General features: G+C 66.6%; 23 protein-coding genes. 16 read left to right on the top strand and 7 right to left on the bottom strand.

From position 1 onward, the window contains the following. Nucleotides 1-17: 17 nt before the first annotated feature. Entirely contained in the window at nucleotides 18-668 is a 651-nt protein-coding gene (locus tag ACO1P8_RS23150; RefSeq protein WP_486298190.1) for a VTT domain-containing protein, read from the bottom strand. A 99-nt stretch (nucleotides 669-767) separates the two neighbouring features. On the opposite strand from ACO1P8_RS23150, the gene mutL reads away from it, so the two are divergent. Further along, nucleotides 768-2,759, top strand: coding sequence for a DNA mismatch repair endonuclease MutL (gene mutL, locus ACO1P8_RS23145; protein ID WP_486298189.1), 1,992 nt, complete (start codon nucleotides 768-770; stop codon nucleotides 2,757-2,759). A gap of 69 nt (nucleotides 2,760-2,828) precedes the next feature. Beyond that, nucleotides 2,829-3,818, top strand: coding sequence for a tRNA (adenosine(37)-N6)-dimethylallyltransferase MiaA (miaA, locus tag ACO1P8_RS23140; RefSeq protein WP_486298188.1), 990 nt, complete (start codon nucleotides 2,829-2,831; stop codon nucleotides 3,816-3,818). A 58-nt stretch (nucleotides 3,819-3,876) separates the two neighbouring features. On the opposite strand, the gene purM is transcribed toward miaA, so the two are convergent. After that, nucleotides 3,877-4,926, bottom strand: coding sequence for a phosphoribosylformylglycinamidine cyclo-ligase (gene purM / locus ACO1P8_RS23135; RefSeq protein ID WP_486298187.1), 1,050 nt, complete (start codon nucleotides 4,924-4,926; stop codon nucleotides 3,877-3,879). A gap of 156 nt (nucleotides 4,927-5,082) precedes the next feature. Here purM and hda point away from each other — a divergent pair, with 156 nt between their 5' ends. Genes hda through ACO1P8_RS23115 form a run of 4 tightly spaced genes read left to right on the top strand, consistent with a single transcriptional unit; the run spans nucleotide 5,083 to nucleotide 8,405 of the window. Next, the gene (gene hda, locus ACO1P8_RS23130; RefSeq protein WP_486298186.1) at nucleotides 5,083-5,784 is read left to right on the top strand and encodes a DnaA regulatory inactivator Hda; all 702 of its coding nucleotides are present in this window, start codon (nucleotides 5,083-5,085) and stop codon (nucleotides 5,782-5,784) included. Next, the gene (locus tag ACO1P8_RS23125; RefSeq protein WP_486298185.1) at nucleotides 5,781-6,479 is read left to right on the top strand and encodes an HAD family hydrolase; all 699 of its coding nucleotides are present in this window, start codon (nucleotides 5,781-5,783) and stop codon (nucleotides 6,477-6,479) included. The genes hda and ACO1P8_RS23125 overlap by 4 nt, the downstream gene beginning before the upstream one ends. Before the next feature lie 5 nt (nucleotides 6,480-6,484). Further along, on the top strand, nucleotides 6,485-7,852 hold the full coding sequence (gene pcnB, locus ACO1P8_RS23120; RefSeq protein WP_486298184.1) for a polynucleotide adenylyltransferase PcnB: 1,368 nt from the start codon (nucleotides 6,485-6,487) through the stop codon (nucleotides 7,850-7,852). Nucleotides 7,853-7,856: 4 nt separating this feature from the next. After that, nucleotides 7,857-8,405 (top strand): 2-amino-4-hydroxy-6-hydroxymethyldihydropteridine diphosphokinase, encoded by a 549-nt coding sequence (locus ACO1P8_RS23115; RefSeq protein WP_486298183.1) that lies wholly within the window; start codon nucleotides 7,857-7,859, stop codon nucleotides 8,403-8,405. Between the two features lie 156 nt (nucleotides 8,406-8,561). On the opposite strand, the gene ACO1P8_RS23110 is transcribed toward ACO1P8_RS23115, so the two are convergent. Both ACO1P8_RS23110 and ACO1P8_RS23105 read right to left on the bottom strand, forming a co-directional pair. Next, nucleotides 8,562-10,082, bottom strand: coding sequence for a fumarate hydratase (locus tag ACO1P8_RS23110; protein WP_486298182.1), 1,521 nt, complete (start codon nucleotides 10,080-10,082; stop codon nucleotides 8,562-8,564). Nucleotides 10,083-10,188: 106 nt separating this feature from the next. After that, on the bottom strand, nucleotides 10,189-10,956 hold the full coding sequence (locus tag ACO1P8_RS23105) for a crotonase/enoyl-CoA hydratase family protein (RefSeq protein ID WP_094840713.1): 768 nt from the start codon (nucleotides 10,954-10,956) through the stop codon (nucleotides 10,189-10,191). 165 nt (nucleotides 10,957-11,121) lie between these two features. Here ACO1P8_RS23105 and glyQ point away from each other — a divergent pair, with 165 nt between their 5' ends. The 6 genes from glyQ (at nucleotide 11,122) to ACO1P8_RS23075 (ending at nucleotide 17,754) form a co-directional block, all read left to right on the top strand. Further along, nucleotides 11,122-12,033 (top strand): glycine--tRNA ligase subunit alpha, encoded by a 912-nt coding sequence (glyQ, locus tag ACO1P8_RS23100; protein WP_486298181.1) that lies wholly within the window; start codon nucleotides 11,122-11,124, stop codon nucleotides 12,031-12,033. Beyond that, nucleotides 12,030-14,168, top strand: coding sequence for a glycine--tRNA ligase subunit beta (gene glyS, locus ACO1P8_RS23095; RefSeq protein WP_486298180.1), 2,139 nt, complete (start codon nucleotides 12,030-12,032; stop codon nucleotides 14,166-14,168). The genes glyQ and glyS overlap by 4 nt, the downstream gene beginning before the upstream one ends. Beyond that, nucleotides 14,165-14,710, top strand: a complete 546-nt coding sequence (gmhB, locus tag ACO1P8_RS23090; RefSeq protein ID WP_486298179.1) for a D-glycero-beta-D-manno-heptose 1,7-bisphosphate 7-phosphatase — start codon at nucleotides 14,165-14,167, stop codon at nucleotides 14,708-14,710. Before glyS ends, gmhB begins: the two co-directional genes overlap by 4 nt. 5 nt (nucleotides 14,711-14,715) lie before the next feature. After that, nucleotides 14,716-15,444 carry a lysophospholipid acyltransferase family protein gene (locus tag ACO1P8_RS23085; protein ID WP_486298221.1) on the top strand — a complete coding sequence of 243 codons (729 nt, stop codon included), beginning with the start codon at nucleotides 14,716-14,718 and terminating at the stop codon, nucleotides 15,442-15,444. 364 nt (nucleotides 15,445-15,808) lie between these two features. Continuing rightward, nucleotides 15,809-16,642 (top strand): M48 family metallopeptidase, encoded by an 834-nt coding sequence (locus ACO1P8_RS23080; RefSeq protein ID WP_486298220.1) that lies wholly within the window; start codon nucleotides 15,809-15,811, stop codon nucleotides 16,640-16,642. Nucleotides 16,643-16,656: 14 nt separating this feature from the next. Beyond that, a complete protein-coding gene (locus ACO1P8_RS23075) occupies nucleotides 16,657-17,754 on the top strand; it encodes a 2-aminoethylphosphonate--pyruvate transaminase (RefSeq protein ID WP_486298178.1) in 1,098 nt (365 codons plus the stop codon). A gap of 44 nt (nucleotides 17,755-17,798) precedes the next feature. Here ACO1P8_RS23075 and ACO1P8_RS23070 read toward each other — a convergent pair whose 3' ends face one another. After that, on the bottom strand, nucleotides 17,799-18,824 hold the full coding sequence (locus tag ACO1P8_RS23070) for a Bug family tripartite tricarboxylate transporter substrate binding protein (RefSeq protein WP_486298177.1): 1,026 nt from the start codon (nucleotides 18,822-18,824) through the stop codon (nucleotides 17,799-17,801). A 211-nt stretch (nucleotides 18,825-19,035) separates the two neighbouring features. On the opposite strand from ACO1P8_RS23070, the gene gloA reads away from it, so the two are divergent. The 3 genes from gloA to ACO1P8_RS23055 all read left to right on the top strand — a co-directional run bounded on the left by gloA (nucleotide 19,036) and on the right by ACO1P8_RS23055 (nucleotide 21,457). Further along, nucleotides 19,036-19,431 (top strand): lactoylglutathione lyase, encoded by a 396-nt coding sequence (gene gloA / locus ACO1P8_RS23065; RefSeq protein WP_486298176.1) that lies wholly within the window; start codon nucleotides 19,036-19,038, stop codon nucleotides 19,429-19,431. Between the two features lie 179 nt (nucleotides 19,432-19,610). Next, nucleotides 19,611-20,144: a peptide deformylase gene (gene def, locus ACO1P8_RS23060; RefSeq protein ID WP_486298175.1), complete on the top strand. Its 534-nt coding sequence runs from the start codon at nucleotides 19,611-19,613 to the stop codon at nucleotides 20,142-20,144. Nucleotides 20,145-20,227: 83 nt separating this feature from the next. Continuing rightward, nucleotides 20,228-21,457, top strand: coding sequence for a nucleoside recognition domain-containing protein (locus ACO1P8_RS23055; RefSeq protein WP_486298174.1), 1,230 nt, complete (start codon nucleotides 20,228-20,230; stop codon nucleotides 21,455-21,457). Between the two features lie 12 nt (nucleotides 21,458-21,469). Here the strand turns inward: ACO1P8_RS23055 and pyk are convergent, their stop codons facing one another. Next, nucleotides 21,470-22,912: a pyruvate kinase gene (pyk, locus tag ACO1P8_RS23050; RefSeq protein WP_486298173.1), complete on the bottom strand. Its 1,443-nt coding sequence runs from the start codon at nucleotides 22,910-22,912 to the stop codon at nucleotides 21,470-21,472. Nucleotides 22,913-23,062: 150 nt separating this feature from the next. Here pyk and ACO1P8_RS23045 point away from each other — a divergent pair, with 150 nt between their 5' ends. Next, nucleotides 23,063-24,199: a glycerate kinase gene (locus ACO1P8_RS23045; protein ID WP_486298172.1), complete on the top strand. Its 1,137-nt coding sequence runs from the start codon at nucleotides 23,063-23,065 to the stop codon at nucleotides 24,197-24,199. A gap of 72 nt (nucleotides 24,200-24,271) precedes the next feature. On the opposite strand, the gene rsmA is transcribed toward ACO1P8_RS23045, so the two are convergent. Further along, entirely contained in the window at nucleotides 24,272-25,090 is an 819-nt protein-coding gene (gene rsmA, locus ACO1P8_RS23040; RefSeq protein WP_486298171.1) for a 16S rRNA (adenine(1518)-N(6)/adenine(1519)-N(6))-dimethyltransferase RsmA, read from the bottom strand. Nucleotides 25,091-25,105 lie beyond the last annotated feature (15 nt).

Below are 25,105 nucleotides of genomic sequence, written 5' to 3'. Positions count from 1 at the left end.
GCGCCGCCGGCGCGGTATCAACCATGCGACGTCCCGCCATGGCGGCGCCGGAAAACCTTCCATAGCCCGGCCAGAACCAGCGGCAGGATGGCCGCCCCCAGGCCGATCAGCACGATCAGGTTCAGGCGTTCTTTGACCATCGGGATGTTGCCGAAGAAATAGCCGGCCGTCACCAGGCTGCCCACCCACAGGATCGCGCCGGTAATATTGAACAACTGGAAGCGGGCCACGCTCATTTCCGCCACGCCGGCCACGAAGGGCGCGAAGGTGCGCACCAGCGGGATGAAGCGCGACAGGATGATGGTCTTGCCGCCGTGTTTCTCGTAGAAAGCATGCGTGCGCATCAGGGCCGTGCGATCCAGGAAGCGCACGTTCATGGAAAACACGCGCGGCCCGATGTAGCGCCCGACGGCATAGTTCAGCGTGTTGCCGGTAATCGCCGCCACCATCAGCAGTACGCCCAGCAGCATGGGATCGATATGGCCCGAGGCCCCGAACGCGCCGGCAATGAACAGCAGCGAATCGCCTGGAAGGAAAGGAAGGACTACGAAGCCCGTTTCGCCGAAAACAATCAGGAACAGCACCAGATAGACCCAGGAGCCGTACTGGGCGACCCAGACTCCAAGAGTCTGGTCGATGTGCAACACCATATTCAGTAAATCGAGCATGCGGGCGGAATCAGGTTAGGAGACGGGGGCGTAGCCCGCGACTATAGCCGACCCGGGACCACGGCTAAAATCAATCGCAAACCCTAGTCATACCCGCCCATGCCCGATCGCCGCCCCATCGCCGCCCTGCCCGACCTTTTGATCAGCCAGATCGCCGCTGGCGAGGTCATCGAACGCCCCGCGTCCGTCCTGAAGGAGCTGCTGGAGAACGCGATCGACGCCGGCGCCAGGGCCATCGAAGTCAGGTTGGAAGGCGGCGGCATCCGCCGCATCGCCGTCACGGATGACGGCGGCGGCATCCCACCGGCGGAACTGCCCCTGGCGCTGCGCCGTCATGCGACCAGCAAGATCGCCACGCTCGATGAACTGGAAGCGGTGGCGTCGATGGGGTTTCGCGGCGAAGCGCTGGCGTCCATTGCATCGGTGGCGCAGTTAACGCTGATTTCGCGTACGCGCGAAGATGCGCATGCGTCGCAGATCGACGCCACCAGCGGGGAGATCGCGCCGGCATCCGGGCCCCCCGGCACCACCGTCGACGTGCGGCAACTGTTCGACGCCGTGCCGGCGCGCCGCAAGTTCCTGCGGGCCGAGGCAACGGAATTCGGCCATTGCCTGGATGCCATGGAACGCATCGCCCTGGCGAATCCGGGCGTCGCCTTCCGCCTTTTTCACCACGACCGCGCGCATCGGCAATGGCTGCCCGCGGACGCGCCGCAGCGCATCCGCGACGTTCTGGGCGCGGAGTTCGCCGACCAGGGGGTCCTGATCGATCGGGCGGTCGGCCCCGTCGTGCTTACCGGCATGGTCACCCGGCCCACCGCCGCGCGGGCGCGCGCCGATCGCCAGTACCTGTACGTGAACGGACGTTTCGTGCGCGATCGTACGGTCAGCCACGCATTGCGCAGCGCATATGCGGACGTCCTGCACGGCGACCGCCAGCCGGCCTATGTGCTGTTCCTGGATATCGACCCCGCAGCGGTGGATGTGAACGTGCATCCGGCCAAGCACGAGGTACGTTTCCGCGATAGTGGCGCGGTGCATCGTTTCGTGTCCCAGGCGGTCTCGGACGCCCTGGCACAGACCGGCGGCAGCAGTGTGGCCGAAGGCCGGGACACGATGGCGGCAGGCGCGGATCCGGCCCTGCAGCGGAATACCGCGCTGCCCTCCGGCGCCGCGGCGCCGTACCGGCCATACACCGGGCCGGGGGCCGGCGGCGCGCCGTCCACGGCGTATCGCGCCCCCAATCCCGCATTCCCGGGCGCCAGGCCCCATACCCAGGTGCCTTTCCGGCTGCATGGCGCGCCGGCGGCCGGGACGGCCGACTGGCAAAGCCTTTATCGTCCGCTGGAAGACAGTACCGGCGATGGCGCGCGGGCAGGCGCGGCAGACCCGGCGTCCACGGCCGTCGTGGACTATGCCTCGGCGATGACGGACGGCGCAGCCGCCCCGTCTGCCCTGCCCTTGCGCGAACCGGGTTCCGGCAATGCCGCGCTACCCGCCGACGAGGAACACCCCCTGGGCATGGCACTGGCCCAGCTGCACGGCATCTACATCCTGGCGCAGAACAAGCGCGGGCTGGTGCTGGTCGATATGCACGCCGCCCATGAACGCGTCGTTTACGAGCAGCTGAAGACCGCGCTCGACGCGCGTACCATGCCGCGCCAGGACCTGCTGGTACCGGTGGTATTCAATGCGCAGGAAAAGGACGTGGCCCTGGTCGAGGAATGCGAGGACCAGTTGGAAGAACTGGGATTCCGCATGCGGCCCGCGGGACCGGCATCCATTGCGGTGCGTTCCGTGCCCGCGCTGCTGGCGCGGGGCGATGTCGAATCCTTGGCACGCGCGATGTTGCGAGACCTGGCGACCGTCGGCGTTTCGCGCTTGCTGACCGAACAGCGCAACGAACTGCTCGCGACCATGGCCTGCCACGGCTCCGTGCGCGCCAACCGGCGCCTGACCATCGAGGAAATGAACGCCCTGCTGCGCCGCATGGAAGCCACCGAACGTGCCGACCAATGCAATCACGGCCGTCCGACGTGGGTGCAATGGTCCCTGTCCGATCTGGACCGGCTGTTCCTGCGCGGCCAGTAGTCGAGCCGCGCTCATGAACATCGACCGCCGCACGGCGACACCGCGCACCGCGGACCTTCGCATTACGACATGACGCCCCACCCCATTCTTTGCCTGACCGGACCGACCGCGGCCGGGAAAAGCGCCGCCTCGCTGGCGGTGGCCCGGCGCTGGCCGCTGGAGATCGTCAATGTCGACTCCGCGACGATCTATCGCGGCATGGACATCGGCACAGCGAAACCCGATGAGCACGAACGCGCGCGGGTCCCGCAGCACCTGCTGGATATCCGCGACCCGGCGCAATCCTATTCCGCCGCGGAGTTCCGCGCCGACGCGCTGCGATTGATCGGCGACATCCATGCGCGCGGCCGCATCCCCTTGCTGGCCGGCGGCACCATGCTCTACTTCAAGGCCTTGCGCGAGGGATTGGACGATTTACCCTCCGCGGATCCGGCCCTGCGGGCCTCGCTGGATGCCCGCGCCAGGGAGATCGGCTGGCCGGCCATGCGCGAGGAGCTGGCACGCCTGGATCCCGCGACCGCGGCACGGCTGACGCCCAATGACAGCCAACGCATCCAGCGGGCCCTGGAAGTCTGCATCGTCAGCGGCCGCCCCATGTCCGAACTGCTGAAGCGCGCGTCCGACTCGCGCGCGAACGCGCCGGGGGGCGGCAGCGGCGGCGAAGCGGCCACGTACCGCTACATCACCATCAGCCTGGAGCCCTCGGACCGTGCGGCCCTGCATGCTCGCATCGCGGCGCGCTTCGACCAAATGCTGGACCGGGGCCTGGTGGACGAAGTGCGGGCCCTGCGCGCGCGCGGCGATCTGCACAGCGGCCTGCCCTCGGTGCGCTGCGTCGGCTATCGGCAGATATGGTCATACCTGGATGGCGAGGTCGATCTGGACGCAGCGCGCGCCAACGGCATCGCGGCGACACGCCAATTGGCCAAACGGCAGTTGACCTGGCTGCGCGCGCAGCCGGAACGCATCATCGTCGACTGCCTGGACGAGGATGCCCCCGAACGTGTCGAGGCCGCCTGTGCGGATGTGATGGAAGGCCGAATCGATCGTCCGGACTGAAAAGGCACCCGCCCGGCCGTCGCTTCCACCCACACCGATTGCGGCCCGTACCGCCCGCTTATCGCACCACGGCCTGCGGTGCGTCGCCTTGCCGGGCGACGATCTCGCCGATGCGCGTCGCGGTTTCGCCGTGTTCGCGCAGGGTTGCCACGACGGCATCCGCCTGACTGGCGTCCACGACGATGACCATGCCGATACCGCAATTGAACACGCGGTGCATTTCCGCGTCTGCCACGCCGCCTTGCTGCTGCAGCCAGCTGAACAATGCCGGCATCTGCCAGGCGTCGCGATGCAGCGTCGCGGCGACGTCGTCCTGCAGGATGCGGGGGACGTTTTCCACCAGGCCGCCGCCGGTGATGTGGGCCAGGCCCTTGATAACCGCGCCGTGGCGCGCCATGGCGGCCAGCACCGGCTTGACGTAGATGCGGGTAGGCGCCATCACCGCGTCGACCAGCGGCTGGCCATGGAAGTCCTGGTCCGGCCGCGCGCCGGCGCGATCCAGGATCTTGCGGACCAGGGAGTAGCCGTTGGAATGCGCACCGCTGGATGCCAGGCCCAGGATGGCGTCGCCCGGACGGATCGATTTGCCGTCGATGATGGCCGATTTTTCGACCGCGCCGACCGCGAAGCCGGCCAGGTCATACTCGCCATCGGGGTACATCCCCGGCATCTCGGCGGTTTCGCCGCCGATCAGCGCGCAGCCGGCCAGTTCGCAGCCGCGGGCGACGCCGCCGACCACGGCTGCGGCCGTATCCACCGACAACTTGCCGCAGGCGAAGTAATCGAGAAAAAAGAGGGGTTCGGCGCCCTGGACCAGGATATCGTTGACGCTCATGGCCACCAGGTCGATACCCACGGTATCGTGCCGGTTCCACTGGAAGGCCAGCTTCAGCTTGGTGCCGACGCCGTCCGTGCCGGACACCAGGACGGGTTCGCGGTATTTCCCCGGGACTTCGAACAGCGCGCCGAAGCCGCCGATGCCGGCCAGCACGCCGGGCCGCATGGTGCGGGCCGCCAGCGGCTTGATGCGGTCGACCAGGGCGTCGCCCGCATCGATATCGACACCCGCGTCGCGGTAGGTCAACGGGGCGGAAGGTTGATTTGTCATGAGGAAAACCGTGGGGTATGTAAAAATTGCGGGATTTTTTCGAGTCAGCTTTCCGGATTTTACGATGAGCCCACCATTTCTTCGCCGGCAGGCGCCGGGACGGCCCTTCCGACGCGCCGCGCCCCGTGCCCGCGACGGCGGGGCCGCCTTGTCCAAATGAATCGCCAGCTGCTGCTAGACGTCCTTCCCGAGCCGGCGCCTTCGCTCGGTAACTACATCGCCGGTCCGAATGGACAGGCGCTGGACGCGGCGCGCCGCCTGTCCCCGGGCGGGGCGCTGTATCTATGGGGCCCGGCCGGCTGCGGCCGCAGCCACCTGCTGCGTGCCATCGCCGGCGCGCCCGGCGGCCGCTATATCGGCGCCCGGGACGCTCCGGCGGAACTGCCCAGGATGGCGCAGGCCGGTCCCGGCGACCCCCTGCCGGCCGTCGTGGCCGTCGACGACCTGCATCGCATGGACGACGCCGGACAGGCCGCGCTGTTTGCCTTGTACAATCGCTGGCGCGAGTCGGCGGCAACCCAGCACGCTTTCGCCCTGGCCGTCGCGGGCGACCGGGCGCCGCTGGCCATGCCGCTGCGCGAGGACCTTCGCACCCGGCTCGGGTGGGACCTGGTATTCCGCCTGGATCCGCTTTCCGATGCCGACAAACTGGCGGCGCTGTCCGCGCAGGCCGCCGAACGCGGCCTGCAGCTGGCGCCGGAAGTCATCAACTGGATGCTTACCCATTACGAGCGCGACATGCGCCGCCTGGCCGCGCTGCTGGACGCCCTGGACCGCTATTCGCTGGCGACGCGCCGGCCCCTGACCATACCGCTGCTGCGCGCAATGCTGGCGGATCCGGATACCCCTACCTCATGACTGCTGTACGCTTGGCCCTCTTCGATCTCGATCACACGCTGCTGCCCCTGGATAGCGATTACCAGTGGGCGGACTTCCTGGCCCGCACCGGCCGCGCCGGCGACCCGGACGAAGCGCGGGCGCGCAACGAAGACCTAATGGTGCGCTACAACCGCGGCGAGCTGACGGCGGAGCAATCGGCGGAATTCATGCTGGGCCTGCTGGCCGCGCATACGCCGTTCGATCTGGCCCTGTGGCACGAGCAGTACATGGCCGAGGTCATCCGGCCGGCCATCGAGCACACGGCCACGCGGCTGGTGCAGCAACACCTCGAAAACGGCGACCTGTGCGCGGTGGTCACCGCGACCAACCATTTCGTCACCGCGCCGATCAGCCGCGCCTTCGGCGTGCCGCACCTGATCGCCACCGTGCCCGAATACATCGCCGGCCGCTATACGGGCCGCATCGCGGGCACGCCCAGCTTCAAGGAAGGCAAGGTAGTCCGGGTAAACGATTGGCTGGCCGGCATGGGGCTGACCCTTGCGGATTTCTCCGAAACGTTTTTTTATAGCGACTCGATCAACGACGTGCCGCTGCTCGAAGCGGTCACCCGGCCGGTGGCGACCAATCCCAGTCCCGCGCTGCGCGAGCTGGCGCAGGCGCATGGATGGCAGGTGCTGGATCTGTTTGCCCACATGGAAGATGCGAAGTCCTGAATTCGATGATCACGGAAACCATAAAAAAATTCGTCGCCCGTCTCTTCCCGGGGCGTGGCCCGCTGCGCATCCCGAAAGAGCGCCATGGCATTGACCGCCGCAATGTATCGCGGCATGCCATCAAGGTGTGCGAAGTCCTGCGGCAGGCCGGCTACGAGGCCTATATCGTCGGCGGCGCGGTACGCGACCTGATCGTCGGCATCGAGCCCAAGGATTTCGACGTCGCCACCAACGCCACCCCGGAAGAAATCCGCCCGCTGTTCCGGCGCGCCCGCATCATCGGGCGCCGCTTCCAGCTGGTGCATGTGGTCTTCGGCCAGGAGATCATCGAGACCTCGACCTTCCGCGCGCTGGCCACGGAAGATACGGAAACCGACGAACACGGCCGCATCCTGCGCGACAACGTCTTCGGCAGCCAGGAGGAAGACGCGGCACGACGCGACTTCACGCTGAATGCCCTGTACTACGACCCCCTGACGGAAGTCGTCATCGACTACCACAACGGTGTCGCGGACCTGAAGAAACGGGTCGTGCGGATGATCGGCGATCCCGCCAAGCGCTACCGGGAAGATCCGGTGCGCATGCTGCGCGCGGTGCGCTTCGCCGCCAAGCTGAACGGCGTTATCGACGACCAGACGCGCGCGCCCATCCAGTCCATGTCCAGCCTGATCGAGAACGTTCCGGCATCGCGGCTGTTCGACGAAATGCTGAAGCTGCTGACCTGCGGCCATGCCATGGACTGCCTGCGGCAGTTGCGCGCCCAGGGGCTGCATCACGGTGTGCTGCCCCTGCTGGATGTGGTGCTGGAACAGCCGCAAGGCGAGCAGTTCGTCGAACTCGCGCTGGAACGCACGGACGCCCGCGTGCGCGCCGGCAAGACCATCAGCCCCAGCTTTCTCTTCGCTGCGCTGCTTTGGCAGCAGGTGGAAGCCCGATGGCGCGACTTGTGCAAGCAAGGCGAACTGCCGATTCCCGCACTGCTGCAGGCGGCGGATTCCGTACTCGACGAACAGACCGAAAAGCTGGCCATCCAGCGCCGCTTCTCGGCCGATATGCGCGAGATCTGGTTCATGCAGCCGCGCTTCGAGCGCCGCGTGGGCAAGACCATCTACCGCATGCTGGAGCAGCCGCGCTTCCGCGCCGCCTGCGATTTCCTGCAACTGCGCGCCGCGGCCGGCGAATTCGACAGCGTGCTGGCGCAGTGGTGGATGGACCTCGCCAATGGCGATGACGCCACGCGCGCCCAAATGATCGACGAGGCATCGCGCGCGCCGCGCGCCAAGGGCGAGGACGCCCCGCAGCGCCGCCGGCGCACGCGCCGGCGCAGCGGTGGCGCCGGCCAGGCCGTGGCCGCGCACGGCCACGACGAGTAAGCCGATGGCGGTGTCCGGATCCGACGCCGAACAACGCGCGCCATCGGCCGGCCACGCGCCAGGCGCCACCGCCTACGTCGGCCTGGGGTCCAACCAGGGGGACAGCGTCGCCGCCCTGCGCCAGGCCCTGGACGAACTGGCCGCGACGCCGGGTATCGAGGATTGCATCGCATCGCCTTTCTATCGGTCGGCGCCGGTCGACGCAAGCGGCCCCGACTTCGTCAACGCAGTCGCCCGGTTGCGGACCACCCTGACGCCGCTGGACCTGCTGGATGTCCTGCAGGATATCGAACATCGGCATGGGCGCGAACGCCCCTATCGGAATGCCCCGCGCACGCTGGACCTGGACCTGCTGATCCACGGCGACGTTCGGCTGGAAACGCCACGGCTGATGCTGCCCCATCCGCGCATGCACGAACGCGCCTTCGTGCTGCTGCCTTTGCGCGATCTCGCGCCGGCGATGAAGCTGGGCAAAAGCAGCCTGGATACGTGGCTGGCCCGGTGCGGCGACCAGGCCATCCATCGCATGCCCGGCCAGACGGGCGAACGTTGACTCAGCGCCTGGCCAGCGGCGGGGAAGAGCCCGAGGCGGCCGTATCGCCGCCACCGCGGCGACGCCCCGCCATCAATACGCCCGCCGAGGCCATCGTGGAACCGGCGGCCACGGCGCCCAGCCTGGCCGGGCGCCGTCTCGCGGCCTACGGGCGCATCAGGCCACGGCGACCGGGATCTTGCCGATCCTGGCCTGCCATTCGCGCGGGCCGGTGGTGTGCACGGACGTTCCCTGCGCATCCACGGCCACGGTGACAGGCATGTCCTTGACGTCGAACTCGTAGATCGCTTCCATGCCCAGGTCCTCGAAGGCCAGTACCTTGGCCGCGCGGATGGCCTTGGAAACCAGGTAGGCCGCGCCGCCCACCGCCATCAGGTAAGCGGATTGATGCTTGCGAATGGCCTCGATGGCAACCGGGCCGCGCTCGGACTTGCCGATCATCGCGATCAGGCCGGTCTTGTCCAGCATCATGTCGGTGAACTTGTCCATGCGCGTGGACGTGGTCGGGCCTGCCGGCCCCACCACCTCGTCGCGCACGGGGTCCACCGGGCCGACGTAGTAGATCACGCGGTTGCGGAAGTCCACCGGCAGCTGCTCGCCCTTGGCCAGCATGTCCTGGATACGCTTGTGCGCGGCATCCCGGCCGGTCAGCATCTTGCCCGACAGCAGCAGCGTCTGCCCCGGCTTCCAGCTGGCCACTTCTTCCTTGGTCAGCGTATCCAGGTTGACCTGCTTGGACTTGTTGTAGTCCGGCGCCCAGCGCACTTCGGGCCACTCGGAGAGCGAGGGCGGCGCCAGGTGCGCGGGACCGCTGCCGTCCAATTCGAAATGCGCGTGGCGGGTGGCCGCGCAGTTGGGGATCATCGCCACGGGCAGCGAGGCGGCATGCGTGGGGAAGGTGGCGATCTTGATATCCAGCACCGTGGTCAGCCCGCCCAGGCCCTGGGCGCCGATGCCCAGGGCATTGACCTTTTCGTAGAGCTCGATGCGCAGTTCCTCCAGCTTGTTCTGCGGGCCGCGCTGCAGCAGTTCGTACATGTCGATATCGTCCATGAGCGACTGCTTGGCCATCAGCATGGCTTTTTCGGCCGTGCCGCCGACGCCGATGCCCAGCATGCCGGGCGGACACCAGCCGGCGCCCATGGTGGGCACCGTTTTCAGCACCCAGTCCACCAGCGAATCGCTCGGGTTCAGCATGGCGAACTTGGATTTGTTCTCCGAACCGCCGCCCTTGGAGGCCAGTTGCACGTCGACCTTGTCGCCCGGGACCAGCTCGACATTCACGATACAGGGCGTGTTGTCCTTGGTATTGCGGCGCGCGAACAACGGATCGGCCAGCACGGAGGCGCGCAGGGGATTGTCGGCGTTCATGTAACCGCGCCGCACGCCTTCATCGCACAACTCCTGCAGGCTGCGCGACGTCTCGAAGCGCACGTTCATGCCGACTTTCAGGAAAACGTTGACGATACCGGTGTCCTGGCACAGCGGCCGCTTGCCTTCGGCGCACATGCGCGAGTTGGTCAGGATCTGCGCGATGGCGTCGCGCGCCGCCGCGCTTTCCTCGCGCTCGTAGGCGCGCGCCAGGTGGCGGATGTAGTCCACAGGGTGGTAATAGCTGATGAACTGGATGCCATCCGCGATGGACTGGATGAAGTCTTCTTCCTTGATGAGGGTCATGACGTACGGTAGCGGTAAAGGGGGTGGGCGGTGGCGGCCGGCGGGACCGCGGCCGGAAGTATAGGACGGCGCGCCGCCTTTGTCGGCGCGGCACGCCGGATGGGGTTCACTTTCCCTGCCAGACGGGCTTGCGCTTTTCCTTGAAGGCGGTCGAACCTTCCTTGGCATCGGCCGAGGTGAAGATGTGCGCGATCAGGGGCCGCTGGCGGTCGAACATGCCGGCCTGGTCCCAATCCACGGCCTGGGACACGATGCTCTTGGCGGTCTGCACCGCCAGCGGGGCGTTCTCGACGATGGCGCGCGCCAGCGCGGTGGCCTCGGCCAGCGCCTGGCCGGGCTCCGACAGGCGATTGACCAGGCCGTAGGAATGGGCGCGCTCGGCACTCAGCATGTCGCCGGTAAGGATGACCTCCATGGCGATGTGATAAGGCAGGCGACGCGGCAGGCGCAGCATGCCGCCGGACCCCGCCACCAGCCCCCGCTTGACTTCGGGCAGCCCGAAACTTGCGTTGCGGGCGGCGACGATCAGGTCGCAGGCCAGCGCGATCTCGAAACCGCCCGCCAGGGCGTAGCCTTCCACGGCGGCGATCAGCGGCTTCTTCGGCGGTGCCTCGTTCAGTCCGGCGAAGCCGCGTCCGGGGATCAGGGGGCGTTCGCCGCTCTGCGCGAAGGCCTTCAAATCCATGCCGGAGGAAAACGTCTGGTTGGCGCCCGTCAGGATGCCGATGCGCGCGGCCGGGTTATTGTCGAGCTCGTCCAGCGCCGCGGCCATGGCCTGCGCGGTTTCCAGGTTGATGGCATTGCGGGCGTCGGGACGGTTGATGGTGATGGTTTGAATACCGTCGACCAGTTCAACCTTGATCAGATCGGCCATGGCGTAGTTCTCCTTCCTAGGGGCGGCGCGGGCGGTCTGGGCCGGCTGGCCGCGGAAATGGAATGATACGACCAACGGCGACAGCGTTTTTCCGGCAGGCGGGCCGCCTCCAGTAAAATGCCGGGTTTCCCATCGGCAGGCCGACCCGGCGATTTCCCCAGCACCATGCTCACTTTTCAGCAAATCATCCTAAAACTCCAGGAATACTGGGATAAGCAGGGTTGCACGCTGCTGCAGCCCTACGACATGGAAGTCGGCGCCGGGACCTCCCATACGGCCACCTTTCTGCGCGCCATCGGGCCGGAACCCTGGCGCGCGGCCTACGTGCAGCCGTCGCGGCGTCCCAAGGATGGCCGCTACGGCGAAAACCCCAATCGCCTGCAGCACTATTACCAGTACCAGGTGGTGCTGAAGCCGGCTCCCCCCGAAATACTGGACCTGTACATCGGTTCCCTGAAGGCGCTGGGCATCGACCCCACGCGCCACGATATCCGCTTCGTCGAGGACGACTGGGAAAACCCCACGCTGGGCGCCTGGGGCCTGGGCTGGGAAGTGTGGCTGAACGGGATGGAAGTCACCCAGTTCACGTACTTCCAACAGGTCGGGGGCCTGAACTGCACGCCCACCACCGGCGAGATCACCTACGGCCTGGAACGCCTGGCCATGTACCTGCAGGACGTCCAGAGCGTCTACGACCTGGTATGGACGGTCGGACCGGACGGCCGCGCGGTCAAGTACGGCGACGTCTTCCACCAGAACGAGGTGGAGCAATCCACCTACAACTTCGAATACTCCTCGGCCGACATGCTGTTCGCGCATTTCAACGATTACGAATCCGAGGCCAAGCGCCTGATGGAAGTCCCGCTGGCCCTGCCCGCCTATGAAGCGGTGCTCAAGGCCGCGCATACCTTCAACCTGCTGGACGCGCGTGGCGCCATCAGCGTGACCGAGCGCGCCGCCTACATCGGCCGCATCCGCAACCTGTCGCGAGCCATCGCCCAGGCCTATTACGACTCCCGCGAACGGCTGGGCTTCCCCATGCTGGCCGGCCGCGCCGCCGCGGAGGCCGCGCAATGAGCGACGTCCGCCCGCTGCTGGTCGAACTGCTGACCGAAGAACTGCCGCCCAAGGCCCTGCGCAAGCTGGGCGACGCTTTCGCGGAAGGCATCCGCCAGGGCCTGGCGCAACGGGGCCTGCTGGCCGCCGATTGCCGCATGCAACCCTTTGCCACGCCGCGCCGCCTGGCCGTGCACCTGTCGGCTGTACTGGCCCAGGCACCGGACCAGGAATACGCCGAAAAGCTCATGCCCGTGAAAGTGGGCCTGGACGCCGACGGGCGGCCCACCCCGGCCCTGCTCAAGAAGCTGGCCGCCAAGGGCCTGGATGCGGTGGATGCGGCCACGCTGGCACGCGAGTCCGACGGCAAACAGGACTACCTGGTAGCGCGCGGCACCGCGCCGGGCGCCCGCCTGGCCGACGGCCTGCAGCACGCGCTGGACGCGGCCATCGCCGGACTGCCGATTCCCAAGGTGATGGGTTACCAGCTGGCGGACGGCGTGACCACCGTGAAGTTCGTGCGTCCCGCGCACGGCCTGGTGGCGCTGTTCGGCCCGGACGTGGTCGATATCGCCGCGCTGGGCCTGTCCGCCGGCCGCGCCACGCTGGGCCATCGTTTCATGAGCGAAGGGCCGATCGCCCTGCGCGATGCCGACGCCTACGCCGGCCAACTGGCCGAAACGGGACGTGTCATCGCCGGTTTCGATGCGCGCCGCGACGAAATCTCGCGGCAGCTCGACGCGCACGCCAGCCGCCTGGGCGCCACGCTGGGCAACGATCCGGAGGTCCCGGCGCTGCTGGACGAGGTCACGGCACTGGTCGAACACCCCACGGTCTACGTCGGCGAGTTCGAACCGCGTTTCCTTCAGGTGCCGCAGGAATGCCTGATCCTGACCATGCGCCTGAACCAGAAGTATTTCCCGCTGTTCGCGCCGGACACCGGCAAGCTGACCCATCGTTTCCTGATCGTCAGCAATATGCAGGTGGCCGATCCGGTCAATATCGTGGAAGGCAACCAGCGCGTGGTGCGGCCGCGCCTGGCCGATGCGCAATTCTTCTTCGAAACGGACCGCAAGACGCCGCTGGCCGCGCGCGTGGACCAGTTGGGCAGCATCGTCTATCACAACAAATTGGGTACCCAGCTGCAACGCGTGGAACGCGTGCGCGCAGTGGCGCGCGGCGTGGCGCAGGCCCTGGGCGTGGCGCCGCAGGCGGCGGATCGCGCCGCCCTCCTGGCCAAGGCCGACCTCGGCACGCTGATGGTCGGCGAATTCCCCGAATTGCAAGGCGTAATGGGTGCCTACTATGCCGAAGCCGACGGCGAGGCGCCGGACGTCGTGCGCGCGCTGCGCGAACAGTATCGCAACCGCCTGGACGCCCCGGTGGACCGCGACGGCCTGACCATGGCGACCCTGTTCATCGCCGAACGCGCCGAGACGCTGGTGGGTATCTGGAGCATCGGACTTGCTCCCACGGGCGAACGCGACCCGTATGGGCTGCGCCGCGCCGCCCTTGGCCTGATCAGCGCTTTCGAACAACTGGCCGCGGGCGGCTGGCTCAAGCCCAGCGACAGCGGCCCGCTGTCCGTGCAGGGCGTGCTGCGCCTGGCGGCGGACAGCTTCGGGCCGGACCAGAAGATCGCCGCCGAGGTCCTGGGCGAAGTCGGCGACTTCATCTACGAACGCTACCGTAACCAACTGGCGGCGGAATTCGACCGCAACGCGGTCGATGCCGTGATCGCGCTGACGCCGCCGCTGCACCAGGTCGCCGCCCGGGTGCGTGCCGTCACGGCCTTCGGCGCGCTACCGGAGGCCGCCAGCCTGGCCGCCGCCAACAAGCGCGTGGGCAATCTGCTGAAGAAAGCCGAAAGCGATATCGGTGCCATCGACGCCGCGCGCCTGGTGGAACCCGCGGAACTCGCGCTGGCCCAGGCGATCGAACGCCTGAGTCCCCGCGCGCAATCGCAGTTCGACGCAGGAGATTTCGCCGGCAGCCTTAGCACACTCGCCCAGGCGCGCGAACCGGTGGACGCGTTTTTCGCCGACGTCATGGTCATGGCCGACGACCCGGCCGTGCGCGCGAACCGCCTGGCCCTGCTTGGCGAACTCCATGGCTTGATGAACAAGGTCGCAGACATTTCCCGGCTCGCCCAGTGAAACTCATCATTCTCGACCGCGATGGCGTCATCAATCAGGACAGCGACGCCTTCGTCAAATCGCCCGACGAATGGATCGCCCTGCCTGGCGCGATCCAGGCGATCGCACGCCTGCACCAGGCCGGCTGGACCGTCGTGGTGGCGTCCAACCAGTCCGGTCTGGGGCGCAGGCTGTTCGACATGAGCACCCTCACCGCCATCCACGCAAAGATGCGCCGCGAACTGGCCCAGGCTGGCGGCGCGATAGATGCCATCTTCCTGTGTCCGCACCTGCCGGAAGACAACTGCCGCTGCCGCAAGCCGCTGCCCGGCATGTACGAACAGATCGCGGCACGCTATGACGTCGACCTTAGCGGCGTCCCGGCGGTCGGCGATTCGCTGCGCGACCTGCAGGCCTGCGCGGCCATGGGCTGCACGCCCTGGCTGGTGAAAACCGGCAACGGGTTGAAGACGCTGGCCTCCGGCCAGTTGCCGGAGGGCACACAGGTGGCCGACGACCTGGCCGCGGTGGTGGACATGCTGCTGGAAGAAAAAACCGCATGAGGGCCATTTCCTTTTTGCGCTCGCTGCTGTACCTGATCTTCCTCAGCGTCACGGTCATCCCTTATGCGCTCGCCTGCCTGCTGTGGGCACCCTTGCCGCTGCATTGGCGCTACCGCCTCACGGTGGGTTGGCCGCGGCTGGCGGTCTGGGGGGCGCGGTTTTTCTGCGGCATCCGTTGGGAAGTCCGCGGCTGGGAGAACCTGCCGGACGGCCCGGCCATCCTGCTGTCCAAGCACCAGTCCGCCTGGGAAACGCTGTACTTCCCGGCCTACATGCCGCGCGAAGTGTGCTTTGTCTACAAGCGCGAACTGCATTGGGTGCCGTGCTTCGGCTGGGGACTGGCGCTGTTGCGCATGATCCCCATCGACCGCAGCAAGGGCCGCGACGCCTTCGAGCAGGTCGTGCGCCAGGGTCAGCGCCGGCTCAACGAAGGCCGCTGGCCTCTGTTGTTTCCGGAAGGCACGCGCATCGCGCCCGGCAAGACGGGGCGGTTCAAGATGGGCGGCGCCCTGTTGGCATCGCGCACCGACAGCGTCGTCATTCCCATCGCGCACAATGCCGGAGAGTGTTGGCCGCGCAACGCTTTCGTCAAACGCCCCGGCCTGATCACCGTTTCGATCGGCCCCGCGATAGAATCCAAAGGCAAGTCTCCCGAAGCCCTGAACCGTGAAGTCCAGGGCTGGATCGAAGGCGAAATGCGCCGCCTCAACCCTGAAAGGTATGTCTCGGAATAACCAGCTCGAACTGCTGTTCGATGCGCCGCCCGGCGACAAGGGCGGCGCCGCTGCCGAGTCGCCTTCCGACTCTCTGCTCCTGGATCTTGGCGCTGCGTCAAGCGAAAGGCCCCTGCCGTTGCGGCAGCCCGCCGATGCTTCGGGGCGCCGCCATGCGGATTTCCAGGACGCCCCAGGCACCGGCACGAATGTGAACGGCGGCTATGCAGATGCTGGGCTGGGCTCTGGTAACGGCCTTGGATCTGGCGACGATGCTGTTGTCGACCCCGATGCTGTTGCTGGCCCCGATGCGGGTGTCGGCCCAGGTAATCGCGTTGGTAGTGGCGCAAGCGCTGACGGGGTTAACGCCGCCGGACCATCCGCAGTGCGCGGGGCGGCCGACCGTTTCGACCTCAAACCTTCTTCCGCCAGCCCTTTCATCGTGGCCACGCCTTGCCCGCCCAGCCTGCCGCAGAATGCCCGCTGGCGCGTCGTCGCGACGCCGCAGCAGGAAATCGGCTTCGTCCTGCTGCGTTCAAGGCGCCGCACGATCGGCTTCGTGATCAGCGACGACGGGCTGCGCGTCACTGCGCCGACCTGGGTCACACTGCGACAGGTCGACGAGGCCGTGGTCGAAAAAGCCGGCTGGATACTCGCCAAGCTGCGTGACTGGCACAAGCGGCGCGAACAACTGGCGCTGTCGCAAACCCAATGGCGCGCCGGCGGCGAATTGCCTTACCTGGGGAAACGCATCGTCCTGGAGCTCGGCTCGCGGGAGCGCCGCGCCACGCTGGCGGGCGACGCCGATGCGCCGTGTGACGGCGACGCGCTGCGCCTGGCATTGCCCGCCGATGCCGCGGCTTCGCGCATCCGCGATGCCGCGCAGGCCTGGCTGCAGCAGCGCGCGGGCATCTGGTTCGGTGCGCGGCTGGCGCACTTCCTGCAAGCCAGCGGCCTGCAGATCCGCCGCTGGCGTCTGTCCTCGGCCGCTACGCGCTGGGGGTCGTGCACCAGCGATGGCAACATCATGCTGAACTGGCGATTGATCCATTTCGCGCCGGCCATCATCGATTACGTTATCGCACACGAGTTGGCGCACCTGCGCGAAATGAACCACAGCCCCAATTTCTGGACCGAGGTCGGGCAGATCCTGCCTGAATACCAGCAGGCTCGCGACGTCCTGAAACGCCACGACCCGGCCATGCTTCCGCAGTTCTGACCGGCAAGGCAACCATGCTACTGCTCATACCAGGCCCCGTTACCACGGCAGATGCCGTCAAGAAGGCCCTGGCGCAGGACTATGCGCCCTGGGACAACGATTTTCGCGCGATCTTGCGCAAGCTATGTGTCGATATCCGCGAAGCCGCCGGCGGAGCGCCGGAGACACACGTCGCACTGCCGCTGTCGGGCAGCGGCCATTTCGCGCTGGAAGCGGCCGCGCGCACTTTCGTGCCGCCTACCGGCAAAATACTGATTCCCGCGACCGGCGCCTACGCCGCCCGCTTGCAGCGCCTGGCCAGCGAAGCCGGCCGCGCGGTCGTCACCATACCGGTGGGAACACGCGAGCGGGTGGCGCCGGCCCGCCTCGCCGAGGCATTGTGCGACGATCCTCGCATCACACATGTAGGATTGGTGTATAGCGAAACCGGCAGCGGCATCTGCCACGATGTACCGACACTGGCCCGGGTTGCGGGAGACCTGGGCCGGCGCGTCATCGTGGACGCGGTATCGGCCTTCGGCGCGCTGCCGCTGGACGTCTCCGCCCTGCCGGCGGTAGATGCCGTTATCCTGACATCCAACAAATGCCTGGAAGGACCGCCAGGCGCCGCCTTCGCCGTCTGTCGCATCGATCGCCTGGAGGCTTCGCACGGCAACGCCGGCAGTTGGTCGCTGGATCTGGCCGACATCCACGAACACGGCAAGACCAACAACGGCGGCGCGCGCTTTACCCCTCCGGCACCGACATTGGCCGCGCTGTCGGTCGCCATGGATCTTTACCGCCAGGAAGGCCGCGCCGCGCGGCTGGCGCGCTACACCGCGAACCAGCGGGTGCTTTATGAAGGCGTGGTGGCGCTGGGCCTGACGCCTTACCTCCCGCCCGAGCTGCAAGGTCCCATCATCGTCAATGTGGAAGCGCCCACGACGCCGGGTTGGACCTTGCAAGGCTTCGTCGATGCCCTGAAGGCACGCGGCTTCGTGATCAGCAATTTCCACAACACCGAACGCCCCACTTTCCGGGTGGGCTGCATAGGTGCGATCACGCCGGCCGATATGTCCCGTGCCGTGGACGCGATGCGGCAGGCGTTGACGTTGGCGCCCATCGCGGCCTAGCCTTGCCGGCCGCCTGATGCCGTACAGCCCCGCGTCCGGCTGCATCAGGGCACGGGCGATGGCGGCACGGCCGCCCCGGCCGCCGGATCCGCCACGATCTTGCGTTGGCGAAGGACTTTCATCCACCTGTCGGTTTCTTCCGCGATCAGGGTACCGAAGGCCTCCGGTGTATCGGGCGGCGGAGGGACGTAAGCAAGCTGTATGAGCGCCTCCTGCACGTCCTGCCTGGCAAGAACCGCGTTAATGGAGCGGTTCAAGCGCTCTATGACGGGGGTTGGCGTTCCTGTCGGCGCCATCAGGCCGTACCAGGCATCCAGTGCGAGATTGGGAAATCCGGCCTCCGCGATGGTCGGCGTATGCGGCAAATTGGGGACCCGTACCTGTGACATCACCGCAATAGCGCGTAGATTGCCCGCGACGATATGGGGCAAGGCGGCCGGCAACGGCGCAAAACGCATGTCGACCCGGCCTCCGATGACATCGGTAAACGCCTGCAGTCCACCTCGGTAGGGTACATGCACAATGTCTGTCGCGGTTTCCTGCTGGAACATTGCGCAGAGAAGATGGTCGCTTGAGCCGACACCGGTGGACGCGCAGGTCGGTGCGCCGGGATAGGCTTTCGCGAGCGCAATAATGTCATCGACGCTGGCCAGAGGTACATCCTTGCCCACAGCGATGACGTATGGCATCGTCGCGGCCAGCCCTATGGGCGCCAACTCTCGCGAAAAATCGTAGTCGAGCTTCGGATACATTGCTTTATGGATCGTGTTCGGGCGCGCGCCAAGATAAATGGTGTAACCATCCGCCGGAGCCCGGGCCACCGCCCTGGCGCCAATATTTCCGGCTGCTCCAGGCCTGAAATCGACGATGACGCCCTTGCCCAACTCCTCCGCCATATGCTTGGCCAGTAACCGCGCCAGAGCCTCGGCGCCGCCACCAGGCGGATACCCGATGACCAAGGTGATTTCGCGCTGCGGATACACCGCTTCCATATCGGCGGCCATGGCGTTCAATGGCATCGCGCAACCCAGCAATGCAATCGCCGCCAGCTCGCGTTTGCAAAAGTTCATTCCTGTCTCCGTCCAGGCTGTACCGGAAGCCGCTATCGAATGCTGATAGCCGGCATACAGCCGTATGCGGCCGGGTGGGTGCCGGGGCCGCGGGAACGGTTCCAACAGGGGGGCGGACCATGGGGACCGCCATGCCGACAAGTTCTACAATGCCGAAGACTCAACGGGCGTCTGCGCCCGGCCCCTCCCGCCAAGTCCAAAGGAAACCACCATGCGACTGCTTCACACCATGCTCCGTGTCGGCAATCTGGACCGCTCTATCGATTTCTATACCAACGTGCTCGGCATGCGTTTACTGCGCCGCAAGGACTATCCTGAAGGCAAGTTCACGCTGGCCTTCGTCGGCTACCAGGACGAGAAGGATGGCGCGGTGCTGGAACTGACCCACAACTGGGATACCGAGCACTATGACCTGGGCAATGGCTACGGGCACATCGCCATCGATGTACCGAACGCCTACGAAGCCTGTGACCGCGTGCGCGAACGTGGCGGCAAGGTCACGCGCGAGGCCGGACCGATGAAACACGGCACGACGGTGATCGCTTTCGTCGAGGATCCGGACGGCTACAAGATAGAGTTCATCCAGAAAGGTTCGCAGAACGACTAGGACGGGCTGGCCACGGCAGGACCTCCGCGCCCGCCGCGGCGGCACCGCCCGGGAGATCGATCCGAGTTTCCCGATGGCGGTGAAAGCCGGCGGACTGCGCGACCTAGAATGCGCGCAGCCCTACTGGGCTCCGCCCGGAAATCCTTCCCGGCCCATTTCGACCTCTCGATGCCCACGCCATGATCCACGATATCCTCAAAATGGGAGACCCGCGCCTGCTGCGCGTGGCCGCCGCCGTTCGCGAATTCGACACCCCGGAACTGCATGCCCTCGTACAGGACATGTTCGATACCATGAAACACGCCAAGGGCGTCGGCCTGGCGGCCCCGCAAATCGGCGTGGACCTGCAGGTGGTGATCTTCGGTTTTGAGCGCAACGAACGCTATCCGGATGCGGAACCGGTTCCGCAAACTGTCCTCTGCAACCCCATCATTACCCCGCTGTCCGACGACAAGGAAGATGGCTGGGAAGGCTGCCTGTCAGTGCCCGGCCTGCGCGGACTGGTGCCGCGCCATACGCATATCCGCTATACCGGCTACGATCCCACGGGGAAGATGATCGAACGCGAAGCCAGGGGTTTTCACGCCCGCGTCGTGCAGCACGAATGCGATCATCTGATCGGCCGCCTCTACCCCACCCGCATGACCGACCTGACCAAGCTTGGTTTCATCGAAGTGCTGTTTCCGGCTTTGGACCCGAAAAGCGACGATTGAAAGGGCGATCCCGCGGTTGGAGTCGGTTAAAGTCGATGCTCCGCGATTTGCCGACTCACCTTCGACAAGGGGCGCGCCACGCGATGCTCAATCACGTATGGCTGGCTTTTTTCCTGATTAGTGCCCTGACAGGCGTCTTGCGTTGGCTGGTCGGCGGCCATGCCGAGGTCTTTTCCTCCATGGTGGCCGCGCTGTTCGACATGGCGCGCCTGTCGGTCGAAGTCATGGTGCTGCTGTTCGGCACGCTGACCTTGTGGCTGGGGCTGCTGCGCATTGCCGAACAGGCCGGAATCGTGCGGGCCTTGGGCTGGCTGTTGGGGCCGCTTTTTTCCAGGCTCATGCCCGAAGTGCCGCGCGGCCATCCCGCGATCGGGCTGATCACCCTGAATTTCGCGGCGAACGCGTTGGGACTGGATAACACCGCGACGCCCATCGGCCTGCGCGCCATGCGCGAACTGCAATCGCTGAATCCCCGGCCAGACACCGCCACCAATGCCCAGATTCTATTCCTGGTGCTGAATGCGTCTTCGCTGACCGTGCTGCCGATCACCATCTTCATGTACCGCGTCCAGCAAGGCGCCTCCGATCCCACGCTGGTGTTCCTGCCGATTCTGCTGGCAACCTGCGTGTCGTCGTTGACCGGCTTGCTGGCGGTTGCCTGGTGTCAGCGGCTGCGCCTTGCCGACCCTGTCGTGTTGGCATGGCTGTTCTCGGGGCTGCTGTTGTTTGGCGGCTTTGTCGCTCTGCTCGCAACCCTGTCGGCCGCTGCCCTCGCTGCCCTGTCTTCGCTGCTGGGCAATCTGGCGTTGTTCGGTATCGTCATCGCCTTCCTCGCGCTGGGTGCCTGGAAAAAAGTACCCGTGTACGAGAGCTTTATCGAGGGCGCGCGCCAGGGTTTCGACATTGCACGCGACCTGCTCCCCTACCTGGTGGCGATGCTGTGTGCCGTCGGCGTGCTGCGGGCGTCCGGCGCACTGGATGCCGCGCTGGACGGTATCCGCTGGCTGTCGCACGCGGCGGGATGGGACACCCGCTTCGTCGATGCCCTTCCCACGGCACTGGTCAAGCCATTTTCCGGCAGCGCGGCGCGCGCGATGATGATCGAGACTATGTCGCACTTCGGCGTGGACAGCTTTCCCGGCCTGCTGGCCGCGACCATGCAAGGCAGCACGGAAACCACCTTTTATGTGCTGGCGGTGTACTTCGGCGCGGTAGGCGTGCGCCGCGCCCGCCATGCCGTGGGCTGCGCGCTGCTGGCCGACCTGGCGGGCGTGCTGGCCTCCATCGGGGTCTGCTACTGGTTTTTCGGTTAGCGAGCCTGGCGGCTATTCCACCTGCAGCAGCTTCATGCCATTGGTGCCGCCGCTGTCCCGATAGAAATCCCCTTTGGTAAGGATGACCCAATCGCCCGGCTCGACGCGCCCGCGCTGCTTCAGTTCGGCAATCGCGGCGTTGCTCAATTCCGACGGATCAAAGGATGACGGATCGAAGGGCACCGTGTACACGCCGCGGAAAAGCGCGGCACGGTTCTGCGTGACGGGGTGCGGGCTGTAGCAATAGATGGGCACGCCGGAACGGATGCGCGACATGATCAGTGGGGTATGCCCGCTTTCGGTCATCGAGATGACGGCCTTGATACCCGGGAAGTGATTGGCGGCATACATGGCGGCCAGCGCGATGGTTTCGTCGCAGCGGGAGAAGGTTTCGCCCAGGCGATGATGCGAATGCGTGGACGTGGGATGCTTTTCCGCCCCCAGGCAAACGCGGGCCATGGCCTCCACCGCTTCGACGGGATACTGGCCGGAAGCGCTTTCCGCGGACAACATCACCGCGTCGGTGTAGTCCAGCACCGCGTTGGCCACGTCCGATACCTCGGCCCGCGTGGGCAGCGGACTGGAGATCATCGACTCCATCATTTGCGTCGCGGTGATCACCATCTTGTTCAAGGTGCGCGCGTGCTGAATGATGCGTTTCTGGATGCCGGCCAGTTCGGCATCGCCGACCTCCACCCCCAGGTCGCCGCGCGCGACCATGACCCCGTCGCTGGCCCGTATCAGCGCGTCGAGCGCCTCGTCGTCCACCACGGCTTCGGCCCTTTCGATCTTCGCGATGATCCAGGCCTGGCTGCCGGCGGCGCGCACCAGTGCGCGGGCTTCATCGATATCCGAACCATGGCGGGGAAACGACACCGCCACATAGTCCAGCTGCAGTTCGGCCGCGACTTTGATGTCGGCACGATCCTTGTCCGTCAGGCTGGGAGCCGACAAGCCACCGCCGCGACGGTTGATACCTTTATTGTTCGACAGGGTGCCACCGACCATCACGGTGGTCTGCACGGCATCGAGTGCAATGCTGTCGACGCGCAGCACCACGCGCCCATCGTCGAGCAGCAATTCGTCGCCCGGACGGCAATCCTGCACCAGCTCCGGATAGTCGATGCCGACGATCTCCGTCGTTCCCTCGTCATAGGGATAGCTGTTGGACAGGGTGAACGTCGCGCCGACCTTCAGGGTCACCTTGCCGTCGGCGAACCGGGCGATGCGTATCTTGGGCCCCTGAAGATCGCCCATTAAAGCCACGAAGCGTCCCTGCCTGGACGCCGCTTCGCGCACCATCTGCGCGCGCTGCCGGTGATCGTTCGGATCGCCGTGCGAAAAATTGAGTCGCGCCACGTCCATGCCCGCGCGTACGAGGGCCTCGATCTTCTCTGGCGACGTGGTCGCGGGACCGAGGGTAGCGACAATTTTGGTGCGACGCAGCACTGCCATGACGGGATTCCTCTGGAAGTTGAGCAAGCGTCCTATGGTACGCCTGCGAGCGCGCCGCGGTCATGCACACATGGCCGCAGCGTTATCATGAGCGCCTTCCGGCCGCGCTTCCGGCCACACAACGATGCAAGCAAGCAACGAGACCCGACCGTGAAAATCGTCATCGCGCCCGACTCCTTCAAGGAAAGCCTTTCCGCTCCCGACGCCGCGCTCGCCATCGCGCGCGGCGTTCGTGCCGCGTGTCCCGATGCGCAGATCGTCACCATTCCCATGGCCGACGGCGGCGAAGGCACCGTGGCGGCGGTCCTGGCCGCGGCAGGCGGCCAGTGGCGTTCGACGGACGTTACGGATGCGCTGGGCGCCATCGCTCCGGCGGCCTGGGGCTGGCTAGGCAACGATACGGCGGTCATCGAAATGGCGGCAGCCGCCGGCCTCGAACAGGTACCCGCCGACCGCCGCGATCCGCTGCGCGCGACGAGCCGCGGGGTGGGCGAATTGATTCGCGCGGCATTGGATGCCGGCGCGCGCCGCATCATTCTCGGCCTGGGCGGTTCGGCCACCAATGACGGCGGCGCCGGCATGCTATCCGCGCTGGGCTTGCGGATACGGGATGGCGAGGGCGGACTCATCGGCGATGGCGGTGCGGCCCTGGCGCGGGCGACGCGCATCGAAACCGATGCGCTGGATCCCAGGCTGAAGACCGTTCGCATCGAAGTGGCTTCGGACGTCGACAATCCTTTGTGCGGACCGCATGGCGCATCGGCGGTCTTCGGCCCGCAGAAGGGCGCGACGCCGGAACAGGTGCGACAGCTGGATCTGGCACTGGGTCACTACGCTGACCTGTGCGCACGAACGCTCGGGCGCGACGAACGCGACCGGCCCGGCGCCGGCGCCGCCGGCGGTCTCGGCTTTGCCGCTCACGCATTCCTGAACGCGGCATTCCGCCCCGGCGTCGAGGTGGTCGCCGAGCTCGGTGGATTGGCCGAGGCCATGCGTGGCGCGACGCTCGCATTTACCGGTGAAGGACGCATGGACGAACAGACCCTGCACGGAAAGACGCCGGCCGGCGTGGCGCGTATCGCGAAACAGGCCGGCGTGCCGGTGGTGGCCCTGGCCGGCTCGCTGGGACCGGGTTACGACAAGCTCTACGAAGCGGGCATCACGGCGGCGTACAGCCTGGCCGCCGGGCCGATGACGCTGGCGCAGGCTTGCGCGCAGGCCGCGGAACTGCTGACCGACCGCGCACGCGACGCCACGCGTTTGTTCCTTGCGGGACGCCAGCGGTAAAGGGCTGCCCTTGTCCCCCGGCTTGGCGATGCGCAGCGCGCGCTGGCGCGGCGCCTGAGCGCCCAGGTTGGGTCAGGCGTCCAGTTCCGCGCTATGCGGCCGGTCGGGCCCGACCAGCCCCGCACTGAGCAAGACGTCCGCCAGGGCGATGAATTTTTCCACGGGAACTTCTTCGGCGCGCGCGGTGGGCGCGATGCCCAGGTCGTCCCAAGGCACGTGCGGTGCCCATTCCGCCAGAGCCCGGCGCAGCATTTTGCGCCGCTGCGCGAATGCGCGCGCCACGACCTGCTCCAGCGCCGCTTCGCTGCGCGGCCGGATGCGGTCCGCCGGCAACGGCATCATGCGCACGACCGCGGAGACAACCCGCGGCGGCGGGTCGAAGGCGTCCGGCGGAACGTCGAAAAGCTTTTCGATGCGATAGCGGGACTGCAGCATCACCGACAGCCGCCCATAGTCGGACGATGACGGCTGCGCCGCCATGCGATCGATGACTTCCCGCTGCAGCATGAAATGCTGGTCTCGTACCCGCTCGCTGACCGTCATCAGATGGAACAGAATGGGGCTGGAAATGTTGTACGGCAGATTACCGACAATACGCAGGTCGTTGCCGAACTGCGAAAAATCCACCGTCAGTGCATCCGCCTCGACGACCGCCAGACGGTCGGGCGCATGATCGCGACGCAGGCGTTCGGCCAGGTCCCGGTCGATTTCGACGACGTTCAAGCGCCGCACGCGGGCCAGCAGGGGGCGCGTCAGCGCCGACAGGCCGGGGCCGATTTCGATCATGCAATCGTCCGGAGCGGGCCCTATGGCGCGGACGATGGCGTCGATGACGCCCTCGTCGACCAGGAAATGCTGTCCGAACCGTTTACGCGCCTGATGCTGGGGCATGTGTCGATGAAACGA

It is taken from the genome of Bordetella sp., from assembly GCF_057362025.1.
This window is presented reverse-complemented; position numbering and strand designations above follow the sequence as displayed.

Coding starts and splice junctions, on each gene's coding strand:
- rsmA (WP_486298171.1), bottom strand. CDS start 25,090: ATGCCCCAGCATCAGGCGCGTAAACGGTTCGGACAGCATTTCCTGGTC.
- glyS (WP_486298180.1), top strand. CDS start 12,030: ATGAGCGACGTCCGCCCGCTGCTGGTCGAACTGCTGACCGAAGAACTG.
- ACO1P8_RS23105 (WP_094840713.1), bottom strand. CDS start 10,956: ATGGCCGATCTGATCAAGGTTGAACTGGTCGACGGTATTCAAACCATC.
- hda (WP_486298186.1), top strand. CDS start 5,083: ATGAATCGCCAGCTGCTGCTAGACGTCCTTCCCGAGCCGGCGCCTTCG.
- ACO1P8_RS23110 (WP_486298182.1), bottom strand. CDS start 10,082: ATGACCCTCATCAAGGAAGAAGACTTCATCCAGTCCATCGCGGATGGC.
- miaA (WP_486298188.1), top strand. CDS start 2,829: ATGACGCCCCACCCCATTCTTTGCCTGACCGGACCGACCGCGGCCGGG.
- ACO1P8_RS23055 (WP_486298174.1), top strand. CDS start 20,228: ATGCTCAATCACGTATGGCTGGCTTTTTTCCTGATTAGTGCCCTGACA.
- ACO1P8_RS23070 (WP_486298177.1), bottom strand. CDS start 18,824: ATGAACTTTTGCAAACGCGAGCTGGCGGCGATTGCATTGCTGGGTTGC.
- mutL (WP_486298189.1), top strand. CDS start 768: ATGCCCGATCGCCGCCCCATCGCCGCCCTGCCCGACCTTTTGATCAGC.
- gloA (WP_486298176.1), top strand. CDS start 19,036: ATGCGACTGCTTCACACCATGCTCCGTGTCGGCAATCTGGACCGCTCT.
- ACO1P8_RS23125 (WP_486298185.1), top strand. CDS start 5,781: ATGACTGCTGTACGCTTGGCCCTCTTCGATCTCGATCACACGCTGCTG.
- ACO1P8_RS23075 (WP_486298178.1), top strand. CDS start 16,657: ATGCTACTGCTCATACCAGGCCCCGTTACCACGGCAGATGCCGTCAAG.
- glyQ (WP_486298181.1), top strand. CDS start 11,122: ATGCTCACTTTTCAGCAAATCATCCTAAAACTCCAGGAATACTGGGAT.
- ACO1P8_RS23150 (WP_486298190.1), bottom strand. CDS start 668: ATGCTCGATTTACTGAATATGGTGTTGCACATCGACCAGACTCTTGGA.
- def (WP_486298175.1), top strand. CDS start 19,611: ATGATCCACGATATCCTCAAAATGGGAGACCCGCGCCTGCTGCGCGTG.
- pcnB (WP_486298184.1), top strand. CDS start 6,485: ATGATCACGGAAACCATAAAAAAATTCGTCGCCCGTCTCTTCCCGGGG.
- purM (WP_486298187.1), bottom strand. CDS start 4,926: ATGACAAATCAACCTTCCGCCCCGTTGACCTACCGCGACGCGGGTGTC.
- pyk (WP_486298173.1), bottom strand. CDS start 22,912: ATGGCAGTGCTGCGTCGCACCAAAATTGTCGCTACCCTCGGTCCCGCG.
- ACO1P8_RS23115 (WP_486298183.1), top strand. CDS start 7,857: ATGGCGGTGTCCGGATCCGACGCCGAACAACGCGCGCCATCGGCCGGC.